The following is a 24,208-nucleotide window of genomic DNA, read 5'->3' as shown; positions in this document are numbered from 1 at the left end:
AACAAAAACCGGCGCCCCGCCACGGTGAGGGGCGCCACTGCACCCTACAATCGACAAGATGATAAGGATGAGTCATGGAACGCACGACAAATCAATTGGATACGAATGGGCTCAATATGAGCTACATCTGGATGATCTGCCTGGTGGCCGCCTGCGGTGGCCTGCTGTTTGGTTATGACTGGGTCGTGATTGGCGGGGCCAAGCCCTTCTATGAGGCCTACTTCGCCATTACGGATCCGGCCCAGTCCGGCTGGGCCATGAGTTCGGCGCTGGTGGGCTGCGTGCTGGGGGCCGCCATTTCCGGTTGGTCTGCCGACCGCTTCGGTCGCAAGAAGCCGCTGATCTTGGCCGCCGTCCTGTTCACCATCTCGGCGTGGGGCACTGCGGCGGCCAGCGACTTCGATCTGTTCGTGGTCTATCGCATCATCGGCGGTATCGGCATCGGTCTGGCCTCTGCGCTTTCGCCCATGTACATCGCCGAGATAAGCCCGGCCGCAAAACGGGGCAAGTTCGTGGCCATCAACCAGCTCACCATAGTCATCGGGGTGCTGGCCGCCCAGTTGGTGAACCTGATGATCGCCGATCCGGTGGCGAGCAATGCAACTCAGGCCGATATTCTGGCTACCTGGAATGGGCAATCCGGCTGGCGCTGGATGTTCGGTGCCGAACTGGTGCCGGCCCTGGCGTTTCTGGTGTTGATGTTCTTCGTGCCGGAGTCGCCGCGCTGGTTGGCCAAAGATGGTCAGTATGAGAAAGCCTCCCGCATGCTCGGCAAGATTGGCGGTGATGCCTATGCCAAGCAGACCCTGGCCGATATCCGTCAAACCCTGGTGGGCGAGACCCACAAGGTTTCGCTGGCGGAGCTGGGCAAACCCTCGGTGCGGCCAATCCTCATCATCGGGATTGTGCTGGCGGTGTTCCAGCAGTGGTGCGGCATCAACGTCATCTTCAACTATGCGCAGGAGATCTTTGCCTCCGCCGGGTTTGACATCAACAGCACCCTCAAGTCCATCGTTGCCACCGGTCTTATCAACCTGCTGTTTACCCTGATTGCGCTGCCCATGGTGGACAAGATTGGCCGTCGCAAGCTGATGCTGATTGGCTCGGCGGGGCTGACCATCATCTATGCCATGATGGCGGCTGCCTATGCCAGCGGTATGCTGGGGCTGCCGGTGTTGCTGCTGGTATTGGCGGCCATCGCCATCTATGCCCTGACCCTGGCGCCGGTCACCTGGGTGCTGCTCTCGGAGATCTTCCCCAACCGGGTGCGCGGATTGGCGATGTCGGCCGGCACCCTGGCGCTCTGGATTGCCTGTTTCGTGCTGACCTACACCTTCCCGCTGCTTAATGCCGGGCTGGGCGCTGCAGGCAGTTTCCTGCTCTATGGCCTCATCTGTTTTGCCGGTCTCATCTTTATCTATCGCAAGGTGCCCGAGACCAAGGGGGTCACCCTGGAAGCGCTGGAAGCCCAGCTGGCCCAGGGCAAGGTCGAACTGACTCCGGCCAAGGCGAGTACGGCTGCATGACGGTATACACATTGAGCAACCCGCATCTTCGGATGCGGGTCTCTGCACAAGGGGCCTGCCTGCTGGGACTGGAAGATGACAAAGGGCGCCCGCTGCTGCGAGATACTGACCTGGCGCAGCCCTGGCATCCCGCACAGAGCGCGCTGTTTCCCATGTTGCCGCTGGCCAATCGGGTAGCGGGCAACCGGTTCGAGTTGTGGGGGGATGACTGTGCGCTGCCCGCGAGCGAGCTCGATCCCGATTTCTTTTTGCATGGGGATGGCTGGTTGCAGCCCTGGCAGCCGGTGGCGTTGACCGACAGCTCGGTGACCTTGCAGCTCACCAGCCAGAATGGCCCCTTTCACTATCTGGCCGAGATCGACTATCGCCTGCAGGGAGCGAGCTTGGTGGCGCGGATCGGCTTGACCCATCTCGGGGAGGCGCCCTGCCTCTACGGTGCGGGATTCCACCCCTTCTTCTGGCGCGACGAGCAGACAAAGATTCGCTTTCTGGCGAGCGGCGTCTGGCAAGAGGGGCCGGATCATCTGCCGACTAGCTGGAGCAGCAAATTGCCCCCACACCTCGATTTTCGCCAGTGGGCTTGCCCGCAAGGGTGGCTCAACCACTGTTACGGCGGCTGGCGTGGTCAGGCCGAGATCGATCATCCAGCCCGCCAGCAGCGCCTGCTGGTTTCAAGCGAGAGTGCCTTCCTGATGCTCTACCAGCCCGATGACGCGAGTGGCTTCGTCTGTCTGGAGCCCCAGAGTCACGCCGCCAATGCCCACCACATGGCAGGTCACCCTGGCCTGCGCCTGCTCGGCCGTGGCGATCGCATGAGCATCGGCATGACCCTCAGCCTGCAGCGGACACAAGCAGCCCAATAACCTTCCCTGGCTCCCTTTAACGACAGGAAGCCTGCAAGGGCCTCAAGGATATGGGCGGGAGAGATCCTGACCTCAGGCCGACTCCCGCTTCTGCAGATTGGGGGTGATGATATGGCGGTTGGGGGCAAGCTCGGGTTGCTGCATCCGGGTCAGCAGCCGCCTTGCCGCCTGACGGCCAATCTCCCGCGCCGGTGAGCTGATGAAGGTGAGGGCAGGGGAGGTGAGTTCCGCCTCTGCCACGTCGTCAAAGCCGAGCAGGGCGACCTGCTGGCCTATGTAGTTGTCCTTGCCCACGGTGCGCCCGCTCGCCTCCACCCCGTAAATGCCGCCGAGCGCAACCTCTGGGTAGTGGCAGAGCACGGCGGTTACCTTGGGATGCTGGTGCAGCAGCTGGGCTATGGTGTCGGCTGCGCTGCGCTGGGTGCGCTCGCACTCCAGTACCCACTCCGGTTTGAAGGGGAGGCCATATTGCAGCAGGCTGGCGCAGTAGCCGCCGATGCGCTCGGCGCGGGTGAGGGAGTCGGCCCGCCCGCCCACGTAGGCGATATGGCGGTGGCCCTGCTCGATGAGATAGGTGGTAGCCTGCTGGGCGGCATGGGTGTTGTCGGGGCCGATAAAGTCCACGTCATCCCGGTAGTAGGAGCGGGCGGCGCACACCACCGGCAGTTGTGAGTCAAGCAGGGTCTCCAGGGTTTTGGCCGCCGCGCCGCGCACCGGATTGAAGATGATGCCTGCCACCCCCTGACGCGACAGCGACTGGATGCTCTGCTGCAACCGCTCCGGGCTGTGGCCGCACTGGGTCAGAAACAGCAGGTAGCCCTGCTGCTCCAGCACCTCGCTCACCCCTGCCGTGACCTCGGTATAGAAGGGATCCGTGATGTCGCGCAGGATCAGGCCCACCAGGTTGGATTGCTGGCTGCGCAGGTTGGCGGCGGCGCTGTTGGGCACGTAGTCGAGCTGCTTGATCGCCTGCTGCACCCGCTCGGCGGTGGCCGGCGAGATGCGTCCCTTGCCACGCAATACCATGGAGACTGTGGTGACCGAGACCCCCGCCAGCTGGGCGACATCGGTGATCTTGGCGTTTTTCGATACAAGCGGTTTGGTCGACATAGGTTTGGACGGCATGGGTTGTGACGACATAGGACGAGTGCTGCAGCCATGGGCAAAGAGACCGGAGAACCACAGCATACCCCCTCGCATACCCAAGTGAAACGTTACATCACAGCTGCGCCGATCTGGCTCACAGATTTTGATCCACTCGCCATTCGGGCCTGCCATTCTGTGATCCTGTCGGCACTTGTGAGTTGATAAAACGTTTTATCATCCACAAAACCTGATGCGGTCTCTCTCCCCTGCCTGCCCTCCCTGAGCGCAGTGCGGGAGATCGGCATCGAGACGTGACCTTCACTTCACAAGGATCAGACACATGGCCAAGTCCCCCGCCAAATCCACCATATGGGAGTTTCTGCAGAGCCTCGGCAAGACTTTTATGCTGCCGGTCGCCCTGCTGGCCTTCTCCGGTATCCTGCTCGGTGTCGGCAGTTCGCTCACCAGCGATGCGGTCAAGCAGAGCATGCCCTTCCTCGACAACATGGTGCTGCAACTGCTGTTCCTCTGGATGACCAAGGTGGGGCTGGTGGCCTTTATCTACCTGCCGGTGATGTTTGCGGTCGCCATTCCGCTGGGGCTGGCGCGGGAAGAGAAGGGGGTGGCGGCCTTTGCCGGTTTCGTCGGCTATGCGGCGCTCAACCTCTCCATCAACTTCTACCTCACCGTGGCCAACGTCATCGGTGATGCGGCGGCGGAGAAGGCCTACGGGGTGAAATCGATCCTCGGCATCAGCTCCATCGACACCGGTATTCTGGGGGCCATCATAGTCGGGGTGATAGTCGCCAAACTGCACGCCCGTTTTTACACCTACCGGATGCCAGATGCGCTCGCCTTTTTCGGTGGTGCCCGCTTCGTGCCCATCATCACAGTGCTGGTGTTGGGGGTTGTCGGCCTGGTCGTGCCTTTCGCCTGGCCCTGGTTTGCCGCCGGCATCAACGGTATCGGGGCGCTGATTTCCCATGCCGGCCCCTTCGGTCCCTTTCTGTTCGGTACCGGTGAGCGTCTGCTGCTGCCGCTTGGTCTGCACCACATTCTGGTGGCGTTGATTCGCTTTACCGAAGCGGGCGGCACGTCGCTTGTGTGTGGCAACGAGGTGAGCGGCGCGCTCAATATCTTCTACGCCGAGCTTTCTTGCGCTGACACCACCGGCTTCTCGGTCTCTGCCACCTCCTTCCTCTCTCAGGGCAAGATGCCTGCCTTCCTCGGCGGTCTGCCGGGTGCGGCGCTCGCCATGTATCACTGCGCCCGCCCGGAAAATCGCGGCAAGATCAAGGCGCTGCTGGTCTCTGGTGTGGTGGCCTGCGTCATCGGCGGTATCACAGAGCCACTGGAGTTCCTGTTCCTGTTCGTAGCACCTGTGCTCTACGTCATTCACGCCATCCTGACGGGTCTCGGCTTTATGACCATGGGGCTGCTCGGCGTCACCATCGGCAACACCGACGGCAACCTTATCGATTTTCTGGTGTTCGGCGTGCTGCAGGGCACCGCCACCAAGTGGTATCTGGTGCCGGTCGCGGCCGCCATCTGGTTTGCCATCTACTACAGCGTGTTCCGCTTCGCCATCGTGCGCTTCAACCTGAAAACGCCTGGTCGTGAAAAAGAGAGCCGTGAAATTGAAACCAGCGAGACCGCCCAACCGGCGGGCAAGAAGGCGGGCAACAGCGGTTACAACGGTGAAATCATCCTCAACGCCTTGGGCGGGGCTGATAACATCCTTGCGCTCGATAACTGCATCACCCGCCTGCGGATGTCGGTGCAGGACATGAGCCGGGTCGATGACAAGGTATTGAAAGCGAACGGCGCCATCGGGGTGATCAAGCTCGATGAGCACAACCTGCAGGTAGTGATCGGCCCGCAGGTGCATCTGGTGAAAAACCAGCTGCAGAGCCTGATGGGGGCCTGAACCAGCCAATGAAATCCGAACGGGGGGCGCAAGCCCCCTTATTTGCCTCTCCAAATATGTCTCCTGTTTATGGATGGAGAAACTTCATGCGCAATATTGATGACTTCGACCGCGTGGTCGACCGCCACGGCACCTACTGCACCCAGTGGGACTATGTAGCCGACCGTTTTGGCCATGCCGACCTGCTCCCCTTTACCATCTCCGACATGGATTTCGAGACCGCCCCCTGCATTCGCCAGACGTTGGCCACCCGCCTCGAACACGGGGTATTTGGCTACAGCCGCTGGAATCACGGTGACTTCAAGGGGGCGGTGAGCAACTGGTTTGCCAGCCGCTACGGGGCGACCCTCGACCCCGAGACGCTGGTCTACGGCCCCTCGGTCATCTATGTGATTGCCCAGCTGGTGAGCCTCTGGTCGGCGCCGGGTGAAGGAGTGCTGGTGCATACCCCCGCCTACGATGCTTTCGGCAATATGCTGGCCGCCAATGACAGGGTGCTGCTGCCTTGCCCGCTAATAAAGGCGCAGGGGAGTTACCAGATCGACTGGCAATGTTTCGAGCAACAGGCGGCACGCCCCGATTGCCGGATTTTGCTGCTCTGCAGCCCCCACAACCCCACCGGCCGGGTCTGGACGCGGGATGAACTGAGCCGGATGGCCGCCATCTGCCAACGCCACGGGGTCAAGGTGATCTCGGACGACATCCATATGGATGTGAGCTTTACCCGCTACCTGCCCTGGAGTGAAGTGGCGCCGGACGATCACTGGGCGCTGGTGAGCTCGGGCTCCAAATCCTTCAATATTCCGGCCCTTGGCGGTGCCTACGCCTTTATCGCCAATGGTGATGCGCGGGCTGCCTATCTGCAGCGGCTCAAGGCGGCCCACGGCCTCTCATCGCCGCCCATTCTCGGGGTGCTGGCCCATATCAGCGCCTATCGGGATGGCGGTGCCTGGCTCGATGCGCTCAAATCCTATCTGCACGGCAACCTCATCCAAGTGGCGGCGCGTCTCAACGCCGCCTTCCCCGCCATCGACTATCGGATGCCCGAGGGGACCTATCTCGCCTGGATTGACTTAAGCGGCCTCGGCATCGACTCGACCGAGCAAATGGATGCGCTGCAAACCTTGCTGGTGGAGAAATACCGGGTCGCCATCATGCGCGGCGACACCTACGGCCCGGAAGGCAAAGGCTATATCCGCCTCAACGTCGGCTGTCCGCGATCTAAGGTAGATAAAGGCCTCGATGCCCTGATTGGGGCGCTGCAGGAGCTGCTTGCCGGATAGGAGAACCGCCGCCCTCGGGCGGCGGTTGTTATTTCGAGGCCGCCTTTTCAGGCTTGTAACGGGTCTGCTCTATCTGATCGAAGCGCAGGATCAGGGTATCGCCCCCCTTGAGGCGGTAGGCGCAGTGAGAGCCGTTGCAGGCGATGCGGATATGGGGCTCATCCCCCAGCAGAGGAGATTGACTATGGGCCTCGGTCAGCGGCCACTTGCCTTGTTCGAGGTGGGAGATTTGGAGATTGGCCTCCTTTTCTCCCATTGGTTTGGTGTATTCGGATGCCCAAACAACCAGCAGGAGAGGAAGAATAAAAAGTGCAAATTTTAGATAGGCGCTTTTTAACCAAATCAAGCAATTAAAAGTAAAAGGTGCTGGATAGTTGTGAGCAATTTTCCCTCCCTTCAGCACGATCGGTTGTAGAGCAAAAAAACGGATCGCCCACCAGGAAAGCGTCAGTCGCCACTTAACCTTGAAAAATAGGACTGAGAGTATGGCGAACAGTATCCCCACGGTCATAACCAGAGGAAGTACGTAAGGTAAAAACAGCTTGAGTAGTAGAACGAATCCGTGGAAGAGAGTGACATCTGCGGGTTGAGAGAACTCGGTATACTCCAGTCCGAATTGCCCCAGATAACCGTGGTAATAGCGCATTCCCACAAAGTACACAGCCGCCGTCAGCAAGGGGATTAGAGCGCATAGAATGCCGACAAATCCCAGCATGCCTTCTTTCTCTTCATCCTCGTCCTTTGAAGCCCGCAGCTCTTGCAGATGTTTCTTAAGCCATTTCCGCTTCAAGGAGGTTAAATCCATCTCCATGTGACGACTCCCTGTCTCAAGTGAGTTGGGTTGTGTTCATCTATTCATGAGTTCCAATTCGTGCCATATCAATGAAGAGAGGACGAGGGTTTGGGGCTATTCAACGGGGCTCTTCGGTACGATACAGCACCTTGCCGCAGGCGAGGCAGGTATGGCGAAAGCGGTTGTCGTACCAGCCGGTCTGGGGGTGACCCAGTACCTTATCCGAGCCGCAGGCGCAGCAGCGGGCGTTGAGCATATCCCCGGTGGCACACTCGGGATGGGCGCTCAGGTACTCGGTGCGGGTGGGCAGGCGCAGCCAGTCGGGGTGGGCGTGGCGCCTGTCCCAGAAACGCATGGCATAGAGGCTGGCCGCAAGGGAAAGCAGGCCAAACAGCCATAAGAGGTCCATGATGTGACTCCTTGGTGAGAAAGCGCGATAAGGGGCCTGGATCAGAGAATGGCGCGGCTGCGAAACAGCACCTTGCCGCAAGCAAGGCAGGTGTGACGCAGACGGTAATCGCCGGCACCGGTCAGCGGCTGGAATAGCACCTTGTGGGAACCGCAGGCGTAGCAGCTGGCGTTCTCGTCATCCTCGGTGGCGCACTCGGGATGCAGGTTGAGGTACTCGGGCAGGGTGGGCAGCTTGTCCCAGTCGGGCTGAGTGACAGAGCGGTTCTTGAGGATGATGCCGGCGGTCACCAGACCCGCCAGGGTGAGCAGTACGTCAGTCAATTCCATGAGCGTCAAGGCTCCGTCCGTGAGGGGCCGCAGGGCCGTGGGATATGCAGTTGCAATATGGCTCCTATCTTATCTTTCCGTGGGCTGAGTGTGCTATCCCCGCCTGGGTGGCCGGTACGGCTGGCGGATTGGCTCTGCTCTCTTTAGCTGGTGTTGAAATAAACGAAGGGGCCCTCGGCCCCTCCTGTTGCACATCAGATAAAGTGCCATCGTCAGGCCACCTTGCTGCCCGGCTGGGTGCGGGCCAGCAGCCCTTCCGGGTTGTGGATGGCCTCCCTGGTCTTCACATCGATGACCTCGATATTGGCGAAGCGCTCCCGGTTCTTGATGGCCACATCGTGGGCCAGTATGACGCAGCGGGCGTTGGCCACGTCCTTGGCGCTGATGCGGTTGATGATGCCGTTGGCGCCTTGTGTCTCCACTTTCAGCTTGATCCCGGCCTTGGCCGCCGCCTTTTGCAGGCTCTTGGCGGCGAGGAAGGTGTGGGCCACGCCGGACGGGCAGGCGGTGATGGCGAGCACGTCCGCTTCCCCTTCCGCTTCGATGATCTGATAGCCGCTGTCGGCGGTTGTCACTGTCTCATCCTCGGTCACCGGCTTTTTCAGCAGGTTGACGATAAGGGCCGTGGTCAGGGCGCCGAGCACGGTTCCCAGGATATAACCCATCTTGCCTTCCACCACAGGCAGCACTATCCAGCCGCCCCAGGGGGCATGGTTGATGCTGTGCATCATGAAGCCTGTGATGTTGCCGACGATCCCACCCGCGACTATGGCCGGAATGACCCGCACCGGATCGGCGGCGGCAAAGGGAATGGCCCCCTCGCTGATGCCGATCATGCCCATGATGGCGGCCGCCTTGCCCGCTTCACGCTCTTCCTTCTTGTAGCGACGTGGTGAGAGCAGGGTTGCCAGCGCCATGCCGAGCGGCGGCACGCAGATGGCGATGCCGACCCCGCCCATCAGCCAGGGCTGGGTGTTGACCTGGGTCTGGGCGAACAGGGTCGCCACCTTGTTGACCGGGCCGCCCATGTCAAAGGCGGTCATGCCACCCAGGATGGCGCCCAGCATCACCTTGCCGGAGCCCGCCATGCTGGAGAGCCAGTGGTTCATCCCCTCCATCATGGCGGCGATGGGCGCACCTATGACCCACATGACGATGCCGCACACCAGGAAGGTGCCGATCAGCGGATAGATGAAGATGGAGCCCAGCGAACTCATGGAGTCCGGTAGTTTTATGCGTTTGAGCTGGTTGACAATAAGCCCGGCGATAAAGCCCACCAGAATGGCGCCGAGAAAACCTGTGTGGAACTGCTGCACTGCTATCCAGGAGCCGATCATGCCGGGCGCCAGGCCCGGTTTGTCCGCCATTGAGTAGGCGATATAGCCGCCGAGCACGGCGGTAAACAGGGTCAGCCCCGCTATCCCCATGTCGGCCATGTCCTTGAGCACGCCCGCCTCGGGCACGGCGCCCTTGCCGCTCATCATCACGGAGAGCGACAGCAGCACGCCCCCTGCCACTATGAAGGGGATCATGTGGGAGGTGCCAAACAGCAGGTGCTGCTTGAGGGTGTTGAGCTGTGCCTTGATGCTGCGATCCTGGGGTTCAGGTGCACTGGCTCGCGGTTGAGCTGCTGCCTCGGCGCGTACCGGCGGCTTGCCGGCTAGGCCGACAGGCGCCGTGGCCGCCAGCAGTGACAGCACCTCGGCCTTGCTGGTGGCCGCCTGCATCCGGGGGATAAAGCCGGGTTCCAGCAGCTTGGTGGAGAGCTCGGCCAGCACCTCGATATGGTGGTTGGCGCCGCCCGCCGGGGAGGCAATCATGAAGAACAGTTTGGAGGGCAGCCCATCTTCGGCGCCGTAGTCGATCCCCTGCCGGCTGATGCCGATGACGATGGCAGGCTGCAATACCGCCTCACTCTTGGCGTGGGGCAGGGCAACCCCCTGTTCAAAACCCGTGTTGTCGAGGTTTTCCCGCGCCCAGAGGTCGCGCACGAACTGATCCTGATTGCCTATCTTGCCGCAGGCGTTGAGTCGGGCGGCCAGTTCGACAAACAATCCCTGCTTGTCGTTGGCCGTTATGTCGAGGCAGATCAGTCCTTCATCTATCAAGGTGGTGAGCATAGGCGTCTCCTGGCTCTGCGAGCCCTGGTGATATGAGTAACGAATGGAGCAAACGATTGACCTGCCTATTGTTTCTCCCAAGCCATGTCACCGAAATCGGATATATGTGCCCTTTACTGGATTTTTGTGCCAGTCCCCTCACCCTGTGAGCCGGTTCGCATTTTTGTTTATGCCATGGCATTGGCCAATGTTTGATTAAAGCTGTTTAAAAACAGATAGTTGAGCTTGTCAGATAAATGAGAATAAAGAGATGGCGGGACAGGATCCCCCTGAACCGGCAAGCATGGATGGAGATTTGTGCGCCCTTGCCATCTCTTGAAATGTGAGCCGCTTGGCAAAAGTGCGGTCCGGGAGCCAAAGTGCACATCAGCAAGGGGAGAGAGGCCGGCCTGGCCGAGCCGCGTGAAAAAAGTGTGCATAACCAGCGGCCCTCGATGATGGCGGTGAGAAAGTTGATGTGGTTGATTTCAATTTACTGATAATAAAAGGAAATTTATAATTTCATTACGCCGGGTTAGATGATTTCGTATGGTTTCATAAGAGGCTTTTAGCTGATTTTTAGATTAGCTTTTGCATAATCAATCGTTTATTTAGTTGGACAATCCAGGCGGGATCGGTGTCCAATCAGGGAGCAGGTTGGCCAACAGTGCCGTCAGCCAGTGTGTAACCCTATGATGTAAGGAGACATCCTGATGGAAAAACTTGACCAAGAGATCGACACCATGCGCCAGGAGTTTGAGTCACAAGGCCAGAAACAGGCCCACGACAAATGGCAAGCCAGGGTCGATGAACTGCAACGGGAACGGGAGCGTTCAGAAGCGTCCCAGCCGGAAGCGGCAGAACACTAGCCCGCCGACGGCCACCATAGTGATGGCCATCGGTCAAGCAGATAATAAAACCCCCCACAGCCCGCAAGGGAGGTGGGGGATTTTTATTGGCCGGGCGATGGTGCCCTTGAAGGCGTCATGCGGCGCAGACTGACGAACGAAGGCGCCGCCAGGGAACAACAAGGGCCATCAGTGATGGCCCTTGTTGGTTTATCCACTCATTGAACCCGTGCCGGGTTCACGCCTTAGCAGCGGTTGCCGGCGCGGGCGACCCGGCCTTCGGCCAGCAACTGGTAGTGGCCGGTGGCGGCGGGGACGAAGGCGGACTGGCCCTTCTCGAGGCGCAGCGTCTCGTCGCCCTGCTTGAGCGTCACAGTGCCATCGATGGCAAACAGGATCTCGGCGCTGGCGGTGGTGAGCGCATGCTCACCCGCCGGGTAGACGCTGAAGGTGAAGTCCGGCACCGGCACGTCGAAGTGCTGCACCACACCGTCACAGCGGGGGGCCGGCAGGATCTGGTCATCCGGCTTGGGCAGACAGCGGGTGCAGTCCAGCAGCTCGGCCACGTCTATGTATTTGGGGGTGAGACCGGCGCGCAGCACGTTGTCCGAGTTGGCCATGATCTCGAGGCCGGTGCCGCGCACATAGGCGTGGGGGGTGCAGGCATCGAGGAACATGGCCTGACCCGGCTGCAGGGTTACCACGTTCAAGAGCAGCGGCGAGAAGAGTCCCACATCCCCCGGGTACTGGGCGGCCAGGCTGGTGATCAGCGCGAAGGTCTCCTCATCCTGGTGCGCGGCGGCATAGGCCAGCAGGCCCGCCAGGGCGTCTTCCTTGCACGCACCTTGTAAAATCAGCAGCTGATGGAAGAAGTGCTGCAGGCCCGCTTCGTGCTGGTTGGCGGCAAGGGCCGCGACCAGATCGGCGATGGCCGCCAGCTTGACCCGCTCGAACAGCGCCAGTATGGCGGGAATGGCGCGAAAGCCGTTCATCGCCTGATAGGGGGTGAGGGCAAACACCAGCTCCGGCTTGTGATTGGGGTCTTTGTAGTTGCGATTGGCTGCCTTGGGGTCGATACCGGCGGCTTCTTCTTTGGCAAAGCCGGCTTCGGCCTGGGCCTTGCTCGGGTGTACCTGGATGGAGAGGGCCTTCTCGGCGCACAGCACCTTGAACAGGAACGGCAGGCTGCCGAAACGGGAGACGGTAGCCTCACCCAGCGCGGCGGCCGGGGCCGCGTCGATCACCGCCGAGAGCTTCTGGGCACTGCCCGCCAGCGTCACCTCTGAACAGCCGTTGGGGTGGGCGCCCATCCACAGCTCGGCCTGGGGTTTGCCCGCCGGATTTGGGATGCCGAACAGGGTGGTGAGGGCATCATGACTGCCCCAGTCGTAACCTTGAATCGGATTTTGCATTAACAAAAAAGAGGGCAGAAAGGAGGACAGATCGCGACTGCTCATAAGGGACGCCTCATTTAGTGTGAAGAAAGTCGGGTGAAGAAAAGGGTGGCATTGCTGCTGCGGACCGGACTATAACATGGGCGGCCTTTGCCGCCGCAACCGCTTGCCTCTCTCTATTTGATCAGGATCAGCATGTCACTTATCTTCAGCCAACTGCTCGATGGCGCCCTTCATGAGCAGGCCCCCTTCGAGCAGATCTGGTTTGCCCAGGATCAGGGGGTGCCACCCGGTTTCAGCTATCAGGTCAACTTTCCCCGCCTCGAACTGGTGTTCAGCGGCGAATACCTCAACCAGATCTGGGACAAGGAGCAGGGCTGCAAGGAGATAAGCGTGCTGCCGGGGCAGGCGCTCTACATTCCTCCCAATGGCTGGAACAAGCCGCTGTGGACCACGGACTGCTCTGTGCTGAGCCTGCTGTTTGGCAAGCGCCAGCTGGGGTTCAGCCTGGTGAGCAAGCGGCGGGAAGACCCCGATTTTTTCGACGTGCAAAAGCACAGCATAATGGCGCGGGCCGGCCATGTGATCGAACACATACTGGCGGCGCTCAACGTGCTGACCGAGGATCCCGGCCGCTCCCCCACCGACAACCACCTGTTGCAGGCGCTGCTCACCAGTGCCCGCCAGCTGCTGGCGGAGTCCGCCGCCGAGCGGCCAAGAGGGGCGGACCTGTTTCACGGGATCTGCATCTATATCCAGGAGAATTTTCACCGCCCCATCACCCGCGACTCCATCGCCCACCGTTTCAACGTCTCGGCCAGCCATCTCTCCCACCTGTTTCGCGAGCAGGGCCACATGCGCCTGGCCGATTACATCAGCTGGGTACGGATCGATCGGGCCAAGTTCATGCTGAAAAAGTACCGGTTTCGGCTGGAAGAGGTGGCGAGCCGCTGCGGTTACGGCGATGTGAACTATTTTTGCCGGGTGTTCAAGCAAAAGACCGGGCTGACCCCTTCCCAGTACCGCTCCCTGAGTCAGCCACAGGGGCAGGGTGAGGGGCTGGTGGGATAAGCAGGGATGCCGCTGGAACCTGTGTGAGTCAGGCGTTGGCGGGGCCGCTGTGGATCCGGGGCGGGCAGGCTGGACGCATTGTGATCCAGTACTCGACTATGGTCTGACATGCGTGCTCGCCATTTGATTATGAAAACGAATGGGCTAAGATGGCCGCGCGCAACTTACAGATTGATAACAAACGGAAGTTAGGAGATGCCGATGGAAAGCAAAGTAGTTATCCCGACCCAGGGCCAGAAAATCACAGTCGATGCCAACGGCAAGCTGCAGGTTCCCAACCATCCGATCATTCCGTTTATTGAAGGGGATGGCATAGGTGTGGACGTGACCCCGGCCATGTTGAATGTGGTCAATGCCGCGGTCGAGAAAGCCTACAAAGGCGAGCGCAAGATCGCCTGGATGGAGATCTATACCGGCGAGAAGTCGACTCATATCTATGGCGAAGGTGCCTGGCTGCCGGCCGAAACCCTGGATTTCATTCGTGAATACTGCGTGGCCATCAAGGGTCCGCTGACCACCCCGGTCGGTGGCGGTATTCGCTCCCTCAACGTGGCCCTGCGTCAGGAGCTGGATCTCTACATCTGCCTGCGCCCGGTCCGTTACTACGAAGGCACCCCGAGCCCGGTCAAGCGTCCCGACCTGACCGACATGGTGATCTTCCGCGAGAACGCCGAAGATATCTACGCCGGTATCGAGTGGAAGGCGGACAGCGACGAAGCCAAGAAGGTCATCGCCTTCCTGCAAAACGAGATGGGCGTGAAGAAAATTCGCTTCCCCGAGTCCTGCGGCATCGGCATCAAGCCCATGTCCAAGGCCGGTACCGAGCGTCTGGTGCGTGCCGCCATCGAGTATGCCATCGACAACGATCGCGACTCCGTGACCCTGGTGCACAAGGGCAACATCATGAAGTTCACCGAAGGTGCCTTCAAGGATTGGGGCTATGCCCTGGCCCAGAAAGAGTACGATGCCCAGCTCATCGACGGCGGCCCCTGGTGCTCCTTCAAGAACCCGAAAACCGGCAAGACTATCGTGGTCAAGGACGTCATCGCCGACGCCTTCCTGCAACAGATACTGCTGCGCCCGGCCGAGTACGACGTCATCGCCTGTATGAACTTGAACGGTGACTACATCTCCGACGCCCTGGCCGCTCAGGTCGGTGGCATCGGTATCGCGCCCGGTGCCAACATAGGTGACGGCGTGGCCCTGTTCGAGGCGACTCACGGCACTGCGCCGAAATACGCCGGTCAGGACAAGGTCAACCCGGGGTCGCTGATCCTCTCCGCCGAGATGATGCTGCGCCACATGGGCTGGGTCGAAGCGGCCGATCTCATCATCAAGGGGATGGAAGCGGCCATCGCCAACAAGACCGTGACTTATGACTTCGAGCGACTGATGGAAGGTGCCACCCTGCGCTCCTGCTCCCAGTTCGCCCAGGACATGGTCGATCAGATGTAAGCGGTGAGACTGAAATGCAAAACCGGCGCCATGAGCGCCGGTTTTTTTATGGGTGACAGGCCGCTGGCCTGAAGGTGCACCTGTGATCAGGTGGTCTTTTCCACGTGCTGTTGATAGAGCTGTTGCCACTTGCTGCTTTCGGCTTCATCGCCCTGCGTCTGCCAGAACTCGCAGATGGAGTTGGCGAGCTCGGATGCCATGGCGTGATCTCCATCGCGGCGACTCATCAGATATTGTCCCAGCCAGCTTTGATATTGTTTCATTGCCCGATCTCCTTATCTAAGGTGCCCTTGGTGGTTGCCCGTTTGGCAGACAGGCCTCTCGACCGCTGCCAGACCTGACTCAACCAGGTCACTGTTTTCCTGCGCACCTCTGTTCGTTGTTATCGCCGGATTGGGTAGCGATCTCGCCGGATAACGGCGCTAACGGGGCGCAGATGTCAAAAAACGGTCCCTATCCTATCACAAAATAACCAACTTGGGGGGATTGGCGGCCGAAGGAGGAGAGGTGAGGTGCTCACGCTCAGGGCAAAGGGTGTGCCATCTTGCTGATCCATGAAGAGAAAAACCCGCCAGGGTGGCGGGTTTATTGGGTGAAAAAAGATCAAATGTTGGCGGTGGCCAGGTATTTTTCCATCTCCTCGGCGGGCACCATGCCGCCGCCGGTGGCCCATACCAGGTGGGTGGTCTGTGCCATGTGCTGGGCAGTCAGCCCGCGCGATGCCTGCCACTCTCCATCGGCACTGACCCGCCACGGACCCGGCATGCCGGCCAGCGCCGAGGGTTCGAGTTTGATCTGCTCCTCTCTGGCCAGCAGCCCCAGCAGGTCATACATCTCCTGATCGCTCAGGGTGAAGAAGCCATCGAGCAGTCGCTCCATGGCGCGGCCGACGAAGCCGGAGGCGCGCCCCACCGCCAGACCGTCGGCGGCGGTGAGGTTGTCTATCCCCAGATCCTGCACCGCTATCCCGTCGTGCAGGCCGGTGTGGACCCCCAGCAGCATGCAGGGGGAGTGGGTGGGTTCGGCAAACAAGCAGTGGACGTTATCCCCGAACGCGAGTTTCAGGCCAAAGGCCACGCCGCCGGGGCCACCGCCCACACCGCAGGGCAGATAGACGAACAGCGGGTGTTCGGCATCCACCTTGATGCCCATCTCGTCGAACTGCTTTTTCACCCGCTCGCCCGCTACCGAGTAGCCGAGGAACAGGGTGCGGGAGTTCTCGTCATCGATGAAGAAGCAGTTGGGATCGCGCTCGGCCTCCTTGCGCCCCTGCTCCACCGCGACCCCGTAATCCTCGGCATATTCCACGACTATGACGCCATGTTCACGCAACTTGCGCTTCTTCCACTCCCGCGCATCGGCGGACATGTGGACTGTGACGGTGAAGCCGAGCTTGGCGCTCATGATGCCGATGGACATGCCGAGGTTGCCGGTGGAGCCCACGGCAATGCTGTACTGGCCGAAGAACTGGCGAAACTCGTCCGTGAACAGCTTGCGATAGTCGTCTTCTTCGCAGAGCAGCCCGGCCTTGATCGCCAGCTGTTCGGCATGGGTCAGCACCTCGTAGATGCCACCGCGCGCCTTGATGGAGCCGGAGATGGGCAGGTGGCTGTCTTTTTTCAGCAGCAACTTGCCGGTCACCTCGACGCCGTAGCGCGCATTGAGCGTTGCCTGCATGGCCGGGATGGCGGCGATCTCGGACTCCAGAATGCCCTGGCTGGCACGGGTCTCGGGGAAGGCGTCGCACATGTAGGGGGCGAAGCGGGCAAGCCGGGCGGAGGCATCCGCCACATCGCTGCCATCCAGCCCCACATGGGGCAGTCCAACCGCCAGCGTGCTGGCCTTGGGGTTGAACCAGGTCACGGGCTCGAGTGCGATCAGGGATTGCACCAGCGGGAATTGGGTAATGAGTTGTTGGACGTCGATGTTTTTCATGGGATGTCTCGGTCTTGTTACACGATATAGGAGAGCAGGAAAGTACCGGCCAGCGCCATCAGGGAGGCGACAAAGGTGGCGGTAGTGTAGTACTTGAGCGTTTCGTTCAGGGTGGCGCCGCAATACTGCTTGACCAGCCAGAACAGGGAGTCGGTCACCATGGTGCAGCCGATGGCGCCGGATCCGATGGCCAGCGTCATGATCTCGGGGCTGATGTTCGGGTAGTGCACCATGATAGGGGAGACGATGGCGGTGGCACCCATCATGGCGACGGTGGCGGAGCCGACGGCCGCATGCAGCACTATGGCCACCAGCCAGGCCAGCAGTATGGGATGCATGTCCAGCTGGGAGAGAATGGTCGCCAGGCTGTCTCCCAGGCCGCTCGCCTTGAGCACGCCGTTGAAGGCGCCGCCTGCCCCTATGATCAGCAGGATATTGGCGATGGAGGAGAAGCACTGCTCGGTCTGGTTCAGCAGCCCTTCCATCTTCATGTGCTGACGGATCCCCAGCACGTAGTAGGCGGTGAAGGCGGCGATGAACATGGCGGTGATGGGGTTGCCGATGAACTCCAGCAGGGTATAGAGGCCGCTTGCGTGATCCATGTTGAGCTCGGCTACCGTCTTGGCCAGCATCAGCAGTATGGGCAGCAGCACGGTGAACAGCGAAGCGCTCAAGGCAGGGAGGCTTGCCTCGTCGCGCGCCTCTATATTCGCAAAGGCGGCAGGCACCTCCTTGAACGGCACCCGTTTACCGAGCAGCTTAAGAAACAGCGGGCCGCCCACCAGGGAGGCAAACAGCCCGACCGCGAGGCCATAGACGATGACGGAACCTATGTCAGCACCCAGCTGATTGGTGACATAGAGCGCGGCCGGGTGGGGCGGCACTATGCAGTGCACGGCCATCAGGGCGGTGCAGAGCGGGATGGCCAGGGTCAGCAGCGAGGTTTTGGTCTTGCGGGCGATGGAGAAGGCCAGCGGAATGAGCAGCACGACTCCCACTTCGACAAACAACGTGATGCCACACACCAGACCGACCAGCACCATGATCACCTGAGGCGAGAGCCAGCGGCACTTTTGCAGGGCGAGACCTATGCGCTCCGCCGCCCCCGATACTTCCATCATCTTGCCGAGTATGGTGCCAAGACCGATGACGGCGGCGAGGAAGCCCAGGGTGCCGCCTATGCCCTCTTCCATGGCGTTGACCATCTTGACCGGGTTCATCCCCATCATGGTGCCGACATAGAAGCTCGCCAGCAGCAAAGCCAGGAAAGGATGCACCTTGCCCTTCACTATGGTGAAGACAATCAGAATGATGCTAGTCAGCAAGGTACCGACGACCCACACTTCAGAATTCATACTGCGCCTCTATGTGTCATGAGTGATGATGTAGGCGCCTATTGAATGAAAATGACGGGCGGCTGACAAATGATGAAAATGGCGTCTTGGATGAGCCAGATTGATGCAAAGGTGCCACATTCATCACATTTATCGGATTTGATGTGGTTTGGGTTGTTTGGCTGCATCCAAAGGCCGGTTTTCTGGCTATCATCTGTGCGTTTTTTGGGGGCGAAGAGGCGTGTCAGATGTATACCGAAGACAACTACGTATCGAGAAACAAACTGCTGAACGGTTATCAGCTATCCAAGCTGCATACCTTCGAGGCGGCGGCCCGCCACAGCTCGTTTGCCCTGGCGGCGGATGAACTGGCGCTCAGCCCGAGTGCGGTGAGCCACAGGATCAGTGCGCTGGAAGAGGAGCTCGGTTTCAAGCTGTTCCAGCGCTTTCACCGCAAGGTGATGCTTACCGCAGAGGGGCAAAGAGTCTTCTGGGCGCTCAAGTCCTCGCTGGAGTTCATCAACCAGGAGATCCTGGAGATCAGGCATCAGGAACTGTCCGGTTCCCTGACCGTCTACTCCCGCCCCTCCATCGCCCAGTGCTGGCTGGTGCCCAGACTCGCGGATTTTTCTCGCCTGCATCCCCAGATCGATCTCAACGTAATGACAGGCAACGAGAACATCAATCTGCACGGCTATGGCATAGACCTGACTATCTATTTCGATGACAAGACCCCGGAGCGGCTCGCCATCCACCCGCTGATGGATGAGTACATGGTGCCGGTGTGCAGCCCCGAATATGCCGAGCAGCATGGGCTGCGGGACAATCCGGACCACTTGTCTCACTGTCGCCTGCTGCACGACAGGCAGGCCTGGGGCCATGATTCAGACAGCGACGAGTGGAGCAGCTGGGCCCGCCAGTGCGGCATCTCCCTCGATGCCTGTCAGTCGAACATGGGGTTCGATCGCTCCGATCTCGCCATTATCGCCGCCATGAACCACGCCGGGGTCGCCATGGGCCGCAAGAATCTGGTGAGCAAGCGGCTGGCCAGACATGAACTGGTGGCCCCCTTCCCTGGCATGGAGGTGCGCTGCGAGCAGCGTTACTACATAGCGACCTTGCCTAACCGCCAGTGCCCCAAGATCCAGGCCTTTGTCGACTGGGTCTGCGCCCAGGCAGGGGAGACACAATAAGCGGCAGGGCCAAGCGCCGTGTTATTCCCCGTCTGGGGTGCAGGATGGAGGGTGAATACCCGGCAAAAAGCGGTGCAGATGGCAGGCGCGGCGCCGAAGAGCGGGGAATTCGTCTGACATCCGAGCGAGTTAGCCGAATGTACCGTCAGTAAAGGTTCAATCGTTCGACATAGGATGGAAACCGGACACAAATAAAAAAGGCCACTTCTTGCGAAGTGGCCTTTTCCAATGCTGGGGAGGCTGAATCAATAACTCATGGAATTGATTTTAAATGATTCTTTAGTGGTAAGAGCTTCAGTGTTACTGGCAAATAAGCCACCGCACATTTTTGCCATCATATAGGCGTACCTGCCTGCCCCGCCGAATTGTCGGGCCAGGTCACCGGCTACTTCGAGCGCTCGCGACGCACTTATCGGGATGCGGGTTCAAATCCCTATGGCCCGGATCCCACGATTCATACTCAGCGTGTTGTTCTTCGCGCCGATGTATTTCGTTTTTCACAGGGCTGCGCAATTGCGCATTATCCAAGTCTCTTACCCCCTCCCCAAGCCTTGCCACGCCTCGAACATCCTATATTGGACTATCCGTTGGGTTTCGTTTTTACGCAGTTCGTAGTGCGCTGTGCCAGTGATGGTCATACAGAACCCGTTCGACCATGGAGCAATTGCGAATGGGCACGATTGAGATGACTTGATACTGGCCACTTGGAGGAGCGACTCATAGTCGTAACTTGGCCACAGATATGCTGTTGAGCAAAGCATGTGTTTTTTGACGTTGTCGGCCCGCTCGCGGCGGGTCAGCGGTGGCTGATCGTATACCACATGGCTGATAAGGTCGAACGGGTCGAGATCTTGGTTCACTTCGGCGCTTAGGACGTCTCACCGCACCCCAGCCCGGGCCAGCTCACCCATGATGGCCTGCTTGCGCTCAACTGCCTACCAGCAGCGTCCAGTGAAGGCATCAAGGGTGGCACACTCCTTGAGCAGGGTCTTACGGGTGTCATCCTTGAATGACTCGGTCACCAGCTTGCCATCGGTACTGGCCTGACGCTTACTGCCAAGCCCGTGATGTTGAGCCCCTTGGGTGGATCTTGCCGCCGGCCCTTGACCTTACCGGGTCAGGCGAAGGCGTGGTCGCACTCTGTGGACCCGGTAGATTGCTATGCCACAGAGCGTGGACGACGGTGGCAACTGAGTGTGCGAGCCGGATATGGCACAGGGTGGAACAGCCCATACCGGAGGCTGCTACACTGGCTGAAGAGATTCGTACGGACACACCAACAAGGAAGTTGATGATGAGAGAAACTCCCAGCGCCCTCGCGGCGTGGTTGCCCCCCCAACCCCCCAGTCCGGGGCATCTGCGCGCCGATCTGGATACCTGGCGGCAACAGTTTTTTCGGGCGCTGCCCGACGCGCGGTGCCTCGAGGCCCTGTTCGATCGGGCCCCGGACATTGTTTTCTCCATCAAGGACAGGGCAGGCCGCTATGTGAGCATCAGCGAGGCCTGTACTGAGCGCTGTGGTCTGGCGAGCCGGCATGATGCCATCGGCAAGACGGCCCACGAGATCTTCCCACCCCACATGGCAGCGCGCTACCAGGCCCAGGACGATCGTCTGTTTGGCACCGGTGAGCCCGTAGTGGACAATCTCGATCTGACCCTGTTTAACGACCGCAGCCCCGGCTGGTGCCTGACCAACAAGGAGCCGCTGCGCGATGCCGGTGGCGCCATTGTAGGCCTGGTATGCATGTCACGCGATCTGCACGAGCCGAGCCGGGCCGGCTTCATCGACGATCGCTTCGTCGAGGCGGTCGATCACATCCTGACTCATTATCCCACCCCCTTGCGCATTGAATCGCTGGCAAGACGGGCCGGGGTATCAGTCGCCCAGTTTGAGCGGCGCATGAGGCGGATCTTCCAGCTCTCCGCCGGTCAGTTCATCACCAAGACTCGCATCGACATCGCGATCAACTGGCTAAAGGGCAGCGATATGGCCATCGCCGACATCGCATTGCGGTGCGGTTTTTGCGATCAGAGCGCCCTGTCGCGGCAGTTTCGAGCCCTGACAGGCCTGTCTCCACGCCAGTACCGGCAGTTGCTGCGCCGGGGGAATTGACGCGCCGCCGGTGCGGCGCGTCGTACTCACCTATTGAGCCAGCCCCACACTGAGGCTCAGATCCCGGTAGGGTGCACCGGCGTCCACCGCTATGTGGTAGTAGGTGCCACCTTCGGGGGTCTGGATGGTGACTGCCTCATCGTTACCGCCATTGGCCGAGCCCTGATCGTAGCTGTCCCGGTTCGGCCAGCCCCGGTGCATGACATAGAGGTTGGCGTCGCCACTGCCACCTCGGGTCTGCACCGTCAGCCGCGTCGTCCCCTGGGGCACGAAGACGTAGAAGTAGCGGATGTCGTCCGACGCGATACCGGTGCGGGCACAGGTCGCGTCGATGACCTGATCGTCGGGATAGCCGCAGTCCGGCTCGGGCGGCTGGCCAGCTGTGGTGGCCGTCTGCACCCAGGCGGCGAAGTCGTCGTCATAGGCCAGATCCTGCATGGTCGACCAGTAGCCGTCATAGTCGTCGGCGCGAAATCTGGTCACGGTATCGTCCACCCTGTCCCTGTGGTGTTCGAACATGTAGCGCACCGCCATATAGCCCCAGCGGTAGGCGCGGGTCCCATAGTCGTTCATGTCATAGGTATTGCTGAAGATGGTCGACAGGGGATAGGTGCCGGCCTGGGCCGCCTCGATCGCCTTGGCGTTGTCGTTGCCAAGGGACAGATACTCGGCCAGACCTTCTATCCACCAGACGGTAGGCTGGCTGATGGCTCGGGCGAAGTCGCCGGCCATGTTGAAACGTCCATCCAGATAGTGCACATACTCGTGCTCCAGATTCCACACCGAGAACAGGGGGCGCAGCCAGGAAGCCTCATGGGCGATGAAACGCGCCTGGTTGCCGGGTTGGTCGGGATCCCCTTCCAGATACATGCCGCCGTTGTCGGTGGCGATGCCGTAGATGACGCCAGCGTAGCGGCTGTAGTTGGCGTAGTCGTCGAACACCACCACCTCCAGCGCGTCGTTGACGTCGCCCGGCAGTGGCCGGTTCTGGGTCTTCAGCATGCGGTGGAAGTATTGCTCCTCGTTGGCCAAGGCTGCGCAGCTCTCGGTCAGTTGCTGCTCTGTCATATCCTGGGCTCGGATGCGCAGGGTCGACCCGCACTCGTGGCGGATCGGCAGCACTATGTCGGCCAGCCGCTGCTCGAAGTCACAGGTGCCGTACTCGGCGCAGCGGGCATTGTCATAGTATTTCACGGCACTGGCGGCCACTAACCAGAGATCGGCGCCGGGACCATCCAGACTGTTCTTTGCCAGGATCTGCTCGATCCTGGCCCGCGACGCGGCGAAGTGGGCCGGATACTGCATGTAGCGCAGGGCCTCGTTCAGGCTGTCGGTGAGCTGGTAGGCGTAGCTGGTGCCGAGCAGAGCGGCCTGGTTGTCCTGCACGAAGGCGAACAGGGCCTCGGCGTAGCTGCCGTCTTGTTCGGCCAGGGCGCGCCCCTCAGCGCGGTAATGGGACATGAACAGGACGGTCAGCAGGCCGGTGTAACCCGACCCCACCTCCCAGTGCTTGAGGGCATCGGCGGCATTCGGCTGTCCGTCTCGATTGGTGAAGCGGGCGATGAGGGGCTTGAGGCGCGGCAGGTAATAGGCCTCATCACGGAGATTGGTCATCAGGGTGAAGCTCTCTCCGATCGTGCTGCCCGCGTCCGGATTGGGGATGAACAGGGCAGGGTTGTCCAGCAGCCGATCGAGGCCAACCCGGATCGCGTCGCGCACAGTAAGCGGTGGCTCCGGATAGAGATCGCGGGCGATGGCATTGTAATAGCCAGCGCGCAGATAGAGCACCAGATTGGCGAGGCCACGGCCGCTGCCCTGATAGTCGACGGCGCGCGCCTGCAACCGTTCGGCCACCGCCAGCAGGTTGGCGGTGTCATAGATGCGGGCGCCGTCGTCCGCCGTGAGAGAGAAGAGGCCATAGGTGCACGACACCTCGGGCAGGCCCTCCAGATAGTCGGCCAGTGCAGCACCGGATTTGTCGAGGAAGCCGGCCGGATCGCGACAATCGCCCCCCTCGGCCAGCAGGCTCTGGGCCTGGGCGCGCCAGTCGGGCTCCCGGTCGCGCTGGACGTGGGGATCCTGCGCCAGCTCGGGGGCGGCGGGCGGCGGCAGCAGGCGGTGCAGCCGCGGCGCCGGCAGGGTAGCGAGGGACTGGCCGTGCTCGGCGCCGGCCAGATCTGCCGGCACCATGGCGGGCGAGGGCAGGGAGATGGGGGCCTCGGTGGCGGCCTGGGCGGTGGCCCAGCCAGCCAACAACAGACACGCCAGGGGTTTTAGTGCAAGCATAGGACTCTCCATGGTTGGGGTAGATGCCCGTGCCGGTGTAGTCACGCTGCTGGCGCCTCCCTGCGCCGGTCCGGGACACCTAATGTGGCAGAGAGTCCCCCCGCCCGTATTGGCATATCCCTGCGCCTTGACGGCGCAATTTGCCAAAAACGCTTCGCCTGGGCATGCCTTCGCCATCTGGTATGGGCAGGTAGCACCCCCATCATTGGGGTTCGCAGATGCGGGAAGATTTGGGCACCCCTTCACCATCAGGAAATAACATGG

At 60.7% G+C, this 24,208-nt stretch carries 19 protein-coding genes and 1 pseudogene; 9 read left to right on the top strand and 11 right to left on the bottom strand.

The window, feature by feature from the left end; all coding sequences use genetic code 11:
• Positions 1–74 precede the first annotated feature (74 nt).
• Positions 75–1,526 (top strand): sugar porter family MFS transporter, encoded by a 1,452-nt coding sequence (locus CK910_RS20920; protein ID WP_065402922.1) that lies wholly within the window; start codon positions 75–77, stop codon positions 1,524–1,526.
• Positions 1,523–2,389 carry an aldose 1-epimerase gene (locus CK910_RS20915; protein WP_098984578.1) on the top strand — a complete coding sequence of 289 codons (867 nt, stop codon included), beginning with the start codon at positions 1,523–1,525 and terminating at the stop codon, positions 2,387–2,389. Before CK910_RS20920 ends, CK910_RS20915 begins: the two co-directional genes overlap by 4 nt.
• A gap of 72 nt (positions 2,390–2,461) precedes the next feature.
• Here the strand turns inward: CK910_RS20915 and CK910_RS20910 are convergent, their stop codons facing one another.
• Positions 2,462–3,499: a Mal regulon transcriptional regulator MalI gene (locus CK910_RS20910; RefSeq protein ID WP_098984577.1), complete on the bottom strand. Its 1,038-nt coding sequence runs from the start codon at positions 3,497–3,499 to the stop codon at positions 2,462–2,464.
• 316 nt (positions 3,500–3,815) lie between these two features.
• Between CK910_RS20910 and malX the strand changes: the two genes are divergently transcribed.
• Together malX and CK910_RS20900 are read left to right on the top strand one after the other, a co-directional pair.
• The gene (gene malX, locus CK910_RS20905; RefSeq protein ID WP_098984576.1) at positions 3,816–5,402 is read left to right on the top strand and encodes a maltose/glucose-specific PTS transporter subunit IIBC; all 1,587 of its coding nucleotides are present in this window, start codon (positions 3,816–3,818) and stop codon (positions 5,400–5,402) included.
• An 86-nt stretch (positions 5,403–5,488) separates the two neighbouring features.
• Positions 5,489–6,685 (top strand): MalY/PatB family protein, encoded by a 1,197-nt coding sequence (locus tag CK910_RS20900; RefSeq protein WP_098984575.1) that lies wholly within the window; start codon positions 5,489–5,491, stop codon positions 6,683–6,685.
• 28 nt (positions 6,686–6,713) lie between these two features.
• Here the strand turns inward: CK910_RS20900 and CK910_RS20895 are convergent, their stop codons facing one another.
• The 4 genes from CK910_RS20895 to CK910_RS20880 all read right to left on the bottom strand — a co-directional run bounded on the left by CK910_RS20895 (position 6,714) and on the right by CK910_RS20880 (position 10,336).
• Positions 6,714–7,496, bottom strand: coding sequence for a hypothetical protein (locus CK910_RS20895; protein ID WP_098984574.1), 783 nt, complete (start codon positions 7,494–7,496; stop codon positions 6,714–6,716).
• 100 nt (positions 7,497–7,596) lie between these two features.
• A complete protein-coding gene (locus CK910_RS20890) occupies positions 7,597–7,887 on the bottom strand; it encodes a hypothetical protein (protein ID WP_098984573.1) in 291 nt (96 codons plus the stop codon).
• A 41-nt stretch (positions 7,888–7,928) separates the two neighbouring features.
• Positions 7,929–8,216, bottom strand: a complete 288-nt coding sequence (locus CK910_RS20885; RefSeq protein WP_098984572.1) for a hypothetical protein — start codon at positions 8,214–8,216, stop codon at positions 7,929–7,931.
• 212 nt (positions 8,217–8,428) lie between these two features.
• Positions 8,429–10,336 carry a PTS fructose transporter subunit EIIC gene (locus tag CK910_RS20880; protein WP_098984571.1) on the bottom strand — a complete coding sequence of 636 codons (1,908 nt, stop codon included), beginning with the start codon at positions 10,334–10,336 and terminating at the stop codon, positions 8,429–8,431.
• Positions 10,337–11,028: 692 nt separating this feature from the next.
• Here CK910_RS20880 and CK910_RS24130 point away from each other — a divergent pair.
• Entirely contained in the window at positions 11,029–11,184 is a 156-nt protein-coding gene (locus CK910_RS24130; protein ID WP_098984570.1) for a hypothetical protein, read from the top strand.
• A 224-nt stretch (positions 11,185–11,408) separates the two neighbouring features.
• Here CK910_RS24130 and manA read toward each other — a convergent pair whose 3' ends face one another.
• Entirely contained in the window at positions 11,409–12,620 is a 1,212-nt protein-coding gene (gene manA / locus CK910_RS20870) for a mannose-6-phosphate isomerase, class I (RefSeq protein ID WP_098984569.1), read from the bottom strand.
• A 132-nt stretch (positions 12,621–12,752) separates the two neighbouring features.
• Between manA and CK910_RS20865 the strand changes: the two genes are divergently transcribed.
• Complete coding sequence (locus CK910_RS20865) at positions 12,753–13,628, top strand: helix-turn-helix transcriptional regulator (RefSeq protein WP_043134753.1); 876 nt, start codon at positions 12,753–12,755, stop codon at positions 13,626–13,628.
• 201 nt (positions 13,629–13,829) lie between these two features.
• Entirely contained in the window at positions 13,830–15,083 is a 1,254-nt protein-coding gene (gene icd / locus CK910_RS20860) for an NADP-dependent isocitrate dehydrogenase (RefSeq protein ID WP_005312750.1), read from the top strand.
• An 86-nt stretch (positions 15,084–15,169) separates the two neighbouring features.
• Here icd and CK910_RS20855 read toward each other — a convergent pair whose 3' ends face one another.
• The 3 genes from CK910_RS20855 to dsdX all read right to left on the bottom strand — a co-directional run bounded on the left by CK910_RS20855 (position 15,170) and on the right by dsdX (position 18,373).
• Positions 15,170–15,346 (bottom strand): hypothetical protein, encoded by a 177-nt coding sequence (locus tag CK910_RS20855; RefSeq protein ID WP_005328937.1) that lies wholly within the window; start codon positions 15,344–15,346, stop codon positions 15,170–15,172.
• A 340-nt stretch (positions 15,347–15,686) separates the two neighbouring features.
• Positions 15,687–17,018, bottom strand: coding sequence for a D-serine ammonia-lyase (locus CK910_RS20850; RefSeq protein WP_098984568.1), 1,332 nt, complete (start codon positions 17,016–17,018; stop codon positions 15,687–15,689).
• 17 nt (positions 17,019–17,035) lie between these two features.
• Positions 17,036–18,373, bottom strand: coding sequence for a D-serine transporter DsdX (gene dsdX, locus CK910_RS20845; RefSeq protein WP_098984567.1), 1,338 nt, complete (start codon positions 18,371–18,373; stop codon positions 17,036–17,038).
• A 227-nt stretch (positions 18,374–18,600) separates the two neighbouring features.
• Between dsdX and dsdC the strand changes: the two genes are divergently transcribed.
• On the top strand, positions 18,601–19,545 hold the full coding sequence (dsdC, locus tag CK910_RS20840) for a DNA-binding transcriptional regulator DsdC (protein WP_098984566.1): 945 nt from the start codon (positions 18,601–18,603) through the stop codon (positions 19,543–19,545).
• Between the two features lie 533 nt (positions 19,546–20,078).
• Here dsdC and CK910_RS24690 read toward each other — a convergent pair.
• A pseudogene (locus CK910_RS24690) lies at positions 20,079–20,579 on the bottom strand (type I restriction-modification enzyme R subunit C-terminal domain-containing protein); the annotation flags it as partial.
• A gap of 260 nt (positions 20,580–20,839) precedes the next feature.
• On the opposite strand from CK910_RS24690, the gene CK910_RS20830 reads away from it, so the two are divergent.
• Entirely contained in the window at positions 20,840–21,658 is an 819-nt protein-coding gene (locus CK910_RS20830; protein WP_098984565.1) for an AraC family transcriptional regulator, read from the top strand.
• A gap of 30 nt (positions 21,659–21,688) precedes the next feature.
• Here CK910_RS20830 and CK910_RS20825 read toward each other — a convergent pair whose 3' ends face one another.
• Positions 21,689–23,944, bottom strand: a complete 2,256-nt coding sequence (locus CK910_RS20825) for a M9 family metallopeptidase (protein ID WP_157774656.1) — start codon at positions 23,942–23,944, stop codon at positions 21,689–21,691.
• Between the last annotated feature and the right edge of the window lie 264 nt (positions 23,945–24,208).

Origin of the sequence: Aeromonas sp. CA23, from assembly GCF_002587065.1 — a bacterium.
Classification (GTDB): Bacteria; Pseudomonadota; Gammaproteobacteria; order Enterobacterales; family Aeromonadaceae; genus Aeromonas; species Aeromonas bestiarum.
This window is presented reverse-complemented; position numbering and strand designations above follow the sequence as displayed.

Excerpts from the sequence above, each read along its gene's own strand:
- CK910_RS20890 (WP_098984573.1), bottom strand. The coding sequence starts at position 7,887 with ATGGACCTCTTATGGCTGTTTGGCCTGCTTTCCCTTGCGGCCAGCCTC.
- CK910_RS20920 (WP_065402922.1), top strand. The coding sequence starts at position 75 with ATGGAACGCACGACAAATCAATTGGATACGAATGGGCTCAATATGAGC.
- CK910_RS20865 (WP_043134753.1), top strand. The coding sequence starts at position 12,753 with ATGTCACTTATCTTCAGCCAACTGCTCGATGGCGCCCTTCATGAGCAG.
- malX (WP_098984576.1), top strand. The coding sequence starts at position 3,816 with ATGGCCAAGTCCCCCGCCAAATCCACCATATGGGAGTTTCTGCAGAGC.
- CK910_RS20825 (WP_157774656.1), bottom strand. The coding sequence starts at position 23,944 with ATGCTTGCACTAAAACCCCTGGCGTGTCTGTTGTTGGCTGGCTGGGCC.
- dsdC (WP_098984566.1), top strand. The coding sequence starts at position 18,601 with ATGTATACCGAAGACAACTACGTATCGAGAAACAAACTGCTGAACGGT.
- CK910_RS20910 (WP_098984577.1), bottom strand. The coding sequence starts at position 3,499 with ATGTCGACCAAACCGCTTGTATCGAAAAACGCCAAGATCACCGATGTC.
- CK910_RS20895 (WP_098984574.1), bottom strand. The coding sequence starts at position 7,496 with ATGGAGATGGATTTAACCTCCTTGAAGCGGAAATGGCTTAAGAAACAT.
- CK910_RS20830 (WP_098984565.1), top strand. The coding sequence starts at position 20,840 with ATGAGAGAAACTCCCAGCGCCCTCGCGGCGTGGTTGCCCCCCCAACCC.
- CK910_RS20915 (WP_098984578.1), top strand. The coding sequence starts at position 1,523 with ATGACGGTATACACATTGAGCAACCCGCATCTTCGGATGCGGGTCTCT.
- CK910_RS24130 (WP_098984570.1), top strand. The coding sequence starts at position 11,029 with ATGGAAAAACTTGACCAAGAGATCGACACCATGCGCCAGGAGTTTGAG.
- CK910_RS20885 (WP_098984572.1), bottom strand. The coding sequence starts at position 8,216 with ATGGAATTGACTGACGTACTGCTCACCCTGGCGGGTCTGGTGACCGCC.
- dsdX (WP_098984567.1), bottom strand. The coding sequence starts at position 18,373 with ATGAATTCTGAAGTGTGGGTCGTCGGTACCTTGCTGACTAGCATCATT.
- icd (WP_005312750.1), top strand. The coding sequence starts at position 13,830 with ATGGAAAGCAAAGTAGTTATCCCGACCCAGGGCCAGAAAATCACAGTC.
- CK910_RS20850 (WP_098984568.1), bottom strand. The coding sequence starts at position 17,018 with ATGAAAAACATCGACGTCCAACAACTCATTACCCAATTCCCGCTGGTG.
- CK910_RS20880 (WP_098984571.1), bottom strand. The coding sequence starts at position 10,336 with ATGCTCACCACCTTGATAGATGAAGGACTGATCTGCCTCGACATAACG.
- CK910_RS20855 (WP_005328937.1), bottom strand. The coding sequence starts at position 15,346 with ATGAAACAATATCAAAGCTGGCTGGGACAATATCTGATGAGTCGCCGC.
- manA (WP_098984569.1), bottom strand. The coding sequence starts at position 12,620 with ATGAGCAGTCGCGATCTGTCCTCCTTTCTGCCCTCTTTTTTGTTAATG.
- CK910_RS20900 (WP_098984575.1), top strand. The coding sequence starts at position 5,489 with ATGCGCAATATTGATGACTTCGACCGCGTGGTCGACCGCCACGGCACC.